Annotated in this window: 6 protein-coding genes; all 6 read right to left on the reverse strand. The window is 57.8% G+C overall.

The features are described 5' to 3' along the window. Nucleotides 1–511: 511 nt before the first annotated feature. On the reverse strand, nucleotides 512–1,225 hold the full coding sequence (locus L248_RS12275) for a hypothetical protein (protein WP_040536725.1): 714 nt from the start codon (nucleotides 1,223–1,225) through the stop codon (nucleotides 512–514). Nucleotides 1,226–1,524: 299 nt separating this feature from the next. Next, on the reverse strand, nucleotides 1,525–2,193 hold the full coding sequence (locus L248_RS12280) for an ABC-2 transporter permease (RefSeq protein WP_022530562.1): 669 nt from the start codon (nucleotides 2,191–2,193) through the stop codon (nucleotides 1,525–1,527). Next, nucleotides 2,177–3,073 carry an ABC transporter ATP-binding protein gene (locus L248_RS12285; RefSeq protein WP_022530563.1) on the reverse strand — a complete coding sequence of 299 codons (897 nt, stop codon included), beginning with the start codon at nucleotides 3,071–3,073 and terminating at the stop codon, nucleotides 2,177–2,179. Before L248_RS12285 ends, L248_RS12280 begins: the two co-directional genes overlap by 17 nt. Further along, nucleotides 3,066–3,461, reverse strand: coding sequence for a GntR family transcriptional regulator (locus L248_RS12290; protein ID WP_022530564.1), 396 nt, complete (start codon nucleotides 3,459–3,461; stop codon nucleotides 3,066–3,068). Before L248_RS12290 ends, L248_RS12285 begins: the two co-directional genes overlap by 8 nt. A gap of 20 nt (nucleotides 3,462–3,481) precedes the next feature. Beyond that, nucleotides 3,482–4,741: an ABC transporter permease gene (locus L248_RS12295; RefSeq protein ID WP_022530565.1), complete on the reverse strand. Its 1,260-nt coding sequence runs from the start codon at nucleotides 4,739–4,741 to the stop codon at nucleotides 3,482–3,484. Beyond that, the gene (locus L248_RS12300) at nucleotides 4,738–5,634 is read right to left on the reverse strand and encodes an ABC transporter ATP-binding protein (RefSeq protein ID WP_022530566.1); all 897 of its coding nucleotides are present in this window, start codon (nucleotides 5,632–5,634) and stop codon (nucleotides 4,738–4,740) included. The genes L248_RS12295 and L248_RS12300 overlap by 4 nt, the downstream gene beginning before the upstream one ends. Nucleotides 5,635–6,017: the final 383 nt, after the last annotated feature.

Here is a 6,017-nt window from a genome sequence, read left to right on the forward strand (position 1 = left end):
TCCAAGATTTTGTACGTCTCTATCCATTTTCGCCACCTTCATGAATTATTGGGGATGTATTTTCGGTGGACATGAAAATTCAAAGAGCTGTAACTAGCCCGACAGTACATGCGTCATACGTCGTATCTTTTCACAAATATATAAGGAGATCTTTGTGGTGATGCATAAGGTGTTCTAGCCAAATCAATAGCATATAGTCATTGACCATGACCGCATGGTATAGTCATTCGATGAATTGATTTCATATATCAGCAAAGAAGAATACACATTATTGATGCATGTATTTATGAGGATAGTTTATTATTTCAAGGAACAACAGCATCCTATTAGCTTTGAGGAGCCATTATCTATTATAATTGATCTTACCGGCTATCACAGTCTTTGCACATATTTACTCTGCAAGTAAAGAATACCATTACCTGTAAATAGCGCCCAGTTTCCTGCATAACAAAAAAATCCACCCGCCTCAACGAGTGGATCGACAAATTATTGAAGAATTCAGTTAGCTACCCTACTCTGGCAACTGTCCATCCCAACCTGCATCCTTGGTCAAAGCAAGAGAATCATACCCCGCCATGGTCAGATACATCTTACCGTCGCTACCAATCTTGGCCAGGATGTTATCGATACCCGGCTTAGTAGCGCGAAAGAGGACGCGGCCGTCGGACATTTGCTCAGCGACAACAGGTGACATCGTCGTGCTGCCCTGCTGGCTAATGACCATATTGCCAGACGCGTTGTAGTAAATGGTGAAGCCATCGGCGCCGACCCATTTGCCGTAGTAAGCAGCGACGGGGACAGTCGACTCGCTAGCCGAATCAGCTTCGGCTTTTTCACTGCTCGTCGAGGCGGAGGCAACACCACTGCTTTGTTCTTCACTGGATGATGTCGTTGCAGGTGTACTCGTGCTAGTCGTTTGTTGTGACTGTTCGTTGCCGGCCGTTGTGCTCTGCTGACTGGATGTGTCGGTATTGTCTGCAGATTCGTCGGTACCCACACTGTTATCCGGTGTCGAGCTGCTGCTGGCGGCAGTCACCGTCGGATCGGTGTGCTTATCAGTCTTGCTGTTTGCTTTCTTATTTGCCTTAGGGGTTTTAACAGACGATGTCGTGGTGTCGGCCTGAGACACTGCTGCGCTGTTGTTCTTGGTGCCTTCGCTGCAGCCGGCCAGGAGGAACAATGATGATAATGCGATAATTGCGATGTGTAACGGACGTGTCTTCATTTCTATCACCTCATCAACAAGTTTAACCGACCCGCCGGCCCAGCACAACCCTATGTGACAAAATTGTTACATCGCTTGTAAGGCTTTGGCAATATTTAAGATTTGCGACCGCCCGGCTTCTCTCGACCCTGCGGCTTCTCTTGGCCGGTGTTAGCCTGGCTCCCACAGAGCAAACCGGGGATGCGGTAACTGCTGGTGGAGTCCCCAGCAGAAATGTGAGTGCCCACCCAGTTACAGAAAAGCCTGACCAGCGGCACGTTTCTCAGCACCATGGTCAAGCTTCACTTTTCTCCCTATACCTACAAACTCCGCCGCTCATACAACCGCCGCCCCAACAGCAGCGACACCACAAACACCGCAATCACCACGACAGCGACAATCGTACCGGCCAGCACACCCTGAGGCGACACGAGGTCAATGCCTTGCAGCCCCGTGCTCACCAGATAACCGGTACCAACGCCGGCACCGATCAACGGCAGCAGCACCAGTTGTGGCGCCCGGTCGAAGCCGAAACGCAAGAGCAGCGGGTATTCCACCGCCGCCATCATCAGCAGCATAGCCGGACTCATCAGGGCGAATCGAATCACGCGGCTTAGCCACTCAGGCGTCAGGATGCTTGGCTGCAGGAGGAGCATGATGCCCACCAGCAGCATGACATTCAGCCCCATACTGACGGCGACTAGGCCGCCGAAAAGATAGTGGCCGTTGACGATGTCCCGGCGGCGCAAGGGTAAGAGAGCGTACAACGCATCCAGGCCGCGTTGGGCGGCAGCCATGAATGGGACGATCAGCGTCATCGCCGTGCCGCCGAGAAGCGCCCCGAAGGAGATAAAGAGAGAATCGTCCCCCACGGGTGTCAAGAACAGGATCACCGCCAAGACATCGATCACCAGGAAAAGGTACACGATACTGTTGCGGTTACTGGCCGCCCGACAATCGAGCACCATCATCTTAATTGCGTTGTGCATCGTGCGCCCCCCTGCCAAAGTAAATCATCAATTCTTCCAGCGTGATCGGTTCGGTCACCACGGTGGCGGGCAAGTCATCGCCAGCCGCCGCGGGCAGCAGGCCGGTGAAACCCTCACCGTACCGGCGCAAGCCAATCACCGCTGCTTGCAGCGCCGGCGTCAGATCCGCCGGCCCGCCCTTGACCAAGACGTACGCGCCCAGCAGGTCATCCACGTGGCCGAAGAACTGCTGGCGGCCGTCCCGAATGTACAGCACGTAATCCGCAATCCGTTCCAGGTCCGCGGTCAGATGCGTCGACAGCAGCACCGAATGCTGGCCATCAGCGATGAAGTCCTGGAGCCGCGTCAACAGCTCATCCCGGGCCAGCGGGTCGAGCCCGGCCGTGGGTTCGTCCAACACCAGCAGCCGCGGATGGTGGGCCAGCGCCGCCGCCAGTTGCAGTTTGACCTGGGTCCCCCGGGACATGTCCTTGTACTTGGTCTTCTGTGGAATCGCCATGTCTTGGCACAGGTCAGCGAACAACGCCGCATCCCACTGCGGGAAGAAAGGCGCCAAAGCCGCCGCCACCTGCTTCACCCGCCAGGTATCGGGGTAGATGCTGCCGTCGAGCTGCACGCCCAAATCGTCTCGGCACGCGACCCGCGCGGCCGGCGTGGTGCCGCCGAGCAGTGTCAACTGACCGCTGTCCGGCCGGACCATGTCCAGCAGCGCCTTAATCGTGGTGGTCTTGCCCGCGCCGTTGGGGCCAATCATGCCCATGATGTACCCGGCCGGCAGTTGGAAGCTGATGTCCCGCAAGGCGAACTCCGGATATTGTTTGGTCAGCCCGGTGACTGTGATCAAGTTTTCTTCCGCCACGTCACTATTCACCTCATTCATGGACATCGGTGCCTCCTTCCGCAGCAATCAAGGTATCCAGCATGGTGTGCAGCTCTGCCGGCGGGATCTTCGCCAGCGCAGCCGCATCCAGCGCCTGGCCGAGGTACTGTTCAATATCCCGCAGGGCGTGTTCCCGGACCAGCGCGCTGTCCTGGCCGAGGACGTAGCTGCCCTTGCCCTGGACGTTGGTCACGAAGCCCTGCTCCTCCAGATCGTGGTAGGCGCGCGTCGTCGTGATCACACTGATCTGCAGGTCACGGGCCAGCTGGCGGATGGACGGCAGGAGCGTCCCCGCAGCCAAGTCGCCGCTGAGGATGGCGGTCTTAATCTGGTCCTCGATCTGCTGATAGATGGGCTGCCCGGCCTTATTCGAGACAACGATGCGCATAGCCGCCCCTCCTTTCTGCCCTAATCATGGCTGGCCCGGCGCTCCGAGCGGGCGATGTCCCAGGACTGGCGCAGAGCGTGCCAGATGTTGCTGTCGGAGTAGGCCAGCACGTTGGTTTCGTACATCTTCGCAGAGAGCCAGGCGAAGACGATGAGAAAGGCGGTGGAGACGCCCAGTGAGAGAAAAGCCTCGCCGCCGCTCACCTGGCCGATTGCCAGGCGGGAGGGCATGATCATCGGGCCGAGGAACGGGATGTAGCTGAGCACGTTCATCAGCGGCGTACTGCCGTTGACCGCCATGATCGAGGCCAGGTAACCGATCAGCGACAGCATCAGCACGGGCATCGTGGCTTGGCCGGCCTGCTCCTGGGTGGCGACTAGGGAACCCAGCAGCGCGGAAAGTACGGTGTAGCTGAGGATGCCGACGATGAAGAAGCCCAGGGCGGCGGCGATGAAGGTGCCGTCCAGCATGGAGAGGTCGATGCTCTGAAGGACGCCGCGCACGGTAGCGTTGTTCCGGGCAAAGAGGTATGTCCCGCCGATGGCCGCGCCATACAGCGCGACCTGCACCACCATCAGGGCCATGATGCCCAGAATCTTGCCAAAGAACTGGCTGCGGGCGCTGATGGCCGCGAGGATCATTTCTTCAATGCGGCTGCCCTTCTCGGTGGCGATCTCCTGGGCGGTCATCGTGCCGTAACTGAGCAGGAAGCCGTAGAAGAGGATGCTGAGAATGGTGGCGACGGCGTTGCGTGTGTCGCTGCCGGCGCCGGACTTGGTCTGCATCCGGCCGCTCTGGGAGAACGTCACTTCCCGGGTGGTGACCTTGGGTGCAGTGAGCAGCTTGGTCAGCTGCGGCCCAGTGAGGTGCAGCTCCTGGGCGATAGCTGCGGTGTTCAGACCGCTCAAGGCGGTGGTCAGGGTCTTAGCAGAAACGCTCTGGCCATCCTGCCGACCGAGGTAGCGGGCGGTATAGGGCGTCTTAGCATTCACGACCAGAATGCCGTCCAGCGTTTCATCCTTCAGTGCTTTCTCCGCGGCCGCCTGACTGGGATAGGTCCGATACTTGGTCGCAGCGCTGGACTGGCGGGCCAGGCCCTGTTGAATCGGGGCTTCAGCCACCACGCCGACTTGGGCGGTCTTCACCGCGCCATTCATGTAATAGACGATGCCGAACATGATCGCACCCATGATCAGCGGCGAGAGGACGATGGACCACCAGCTGACACTCTTGATATTCTTGCGGAACACTTGGTTAAAGACGATGCGAATGGCGTTCATTGTACGACACCTGCTTTCATACGGAAGATTTCATCCAACGTGGGCGGCTGCTGACTGAATTCGGTCACGTAGCCCCGGGCGGTGACGGCAGAAAAGAGGGCTTTGCCGGCCGCGGGGTCGCTCAGGGTCAGCTTATAGCGGCTGCCTTGCATTTCGACTTTCTCGACCCCGGCGAAGCCCGCCAGCTCATCCCGGCTCAGCGGCGGGTCCTCCAGATAGAGGCGCGTCCGGCCGAACTGCTGGCGAATCTCGCTGACCCGGCCGTTGAGCACCGTCTCACCATTTCTCAACATCACCAGATGGTCAGAAATCTCCTCCACATTGCTCATGTCGTGGCTGGAGAAGATGATGGCGGACCCGTTCGCCTTCAGCAAGCGGATGCCGTCTTCCAGCAAGCCGGCGTTGACCGGATCGAGGCCAGAAAACGGCTCGTCCAAAATCAGGAGCTTGGGCATATGGATCAGTGTGGCAATCAGCTGGACCTTCTGCTGGTTCCCCTTGGACAGGTCCTTGACCTTGTCGCTGGGCTTACCCTTCACCTGGAAGCGGTCCAGCCACTCGTCCAGCCGGCTGAGGGCATCGGCCCGCTTCAACCCGTGGAGCTCGGCGAAGAACACGATCTGGTCCGCCACCCGCATCTTCGGGTACAGTCCCCGTTCTTCCGGCAGATAGCCGATGAACGCCCGGTCCTGCGCCGCCATCGGCCGCCCGTCCCACAATACCGCACCCTGGTCGGGGTGCAGAAAGTTCAAAATCATCCGGAACGTGGTGGTCTTCCCCGCCCCGTTCTGGCCAATCAGTCCCATAATTTCCCCAGGCGCCACGTTAAAAGACAACTCCTTCACCGCCGTCTGCGCCCCAAAAGTCTTGGTCAACCCATTCAAAGCCAACATCGCACTCACCTCTACTGTTCATACTGTCTATACTGTACATATTACAATATATACAGTATCGGGTCTGACAGTAGAAGTCAAGTGTTTCCCCAATAATTTTTCGACACCCGCACCTCACCAGGCGTCTCCGCACTCAGCCGCCCCTTACCAGGAAGCAGCCGACCAAGATCTCCCCTGTTAAGCCAAGGCACCGCCAAGGGACAAAAATGCTACCATAAGAACAGAAAAGGAGAATCCCCACCAAGGATTCTCCCATCACCCAAAACCCAGCAAAAAGCAAAGCCCCTGGTCCGCGCTTTTTGCGGGCCAGGGGCTTTGCTTTTTATTATGCCGGTGGCAGGAGTCGAACCTGTACTCGGTGTAAACCGAACAGCGACCTGAAC

Source organism: Schleiferilactobacillus shenzhenensis LY-73, from assembly GCF_000469325.1.
GTDB classification, from domain to species: domain Bacteria; phylum Bacillota; class Bacilli; order Lactobacillales; family Lactobacillaceae; genus Schleiferilactobacillus; species Schleiferilactobacillus shenzhenensis.

Bases quoted from the DNA above. Each gene is read 5' to 3' on its own strand.
- L248_RS12295 (WP_022530565.1), bottom strand. From the start codon at position 4,741: ATGAACGCCATTCGCATCGTCTTTAACCAAGTGTTCCGCAAGAATATC.
- L248_RS12275 (WP_040536725.1), bottom strand. From the start codon at position 1,225: ATGAAGACACGTCCGTTACACATCGCAATTATCGCATTATCATCATTG.
- L248_RS12300 (WP_022530566.1), bottom strand. From the start codon at position 5,634: ATGTTGGCTTTGAATGGGTTGACCAAGACTTTTGGGGCGCAGACGGCG.
- L248_RS12290 (WP_022530564.1), bottom strand. From the start codon at position 3,461: ATGCGCATCGTTGTCTCGAATAAGGCCGGGCAGCCCATCTATCAGCAG.
- L248_RS12285 (WP_022530563.1), bottom strand. From the start codon at position 3,073: ATGAATGAGGTGAATAGTGACGTGGCGGAAGAAAACTTGATCACAGTC.
- L248_RS12280 (WP_022530562.1), bottom strand. From the start codon at position 2,193: ATGCACAACGCAATTAAGATGATGGTGCTCGATTGTCGGGCGGCCAGT.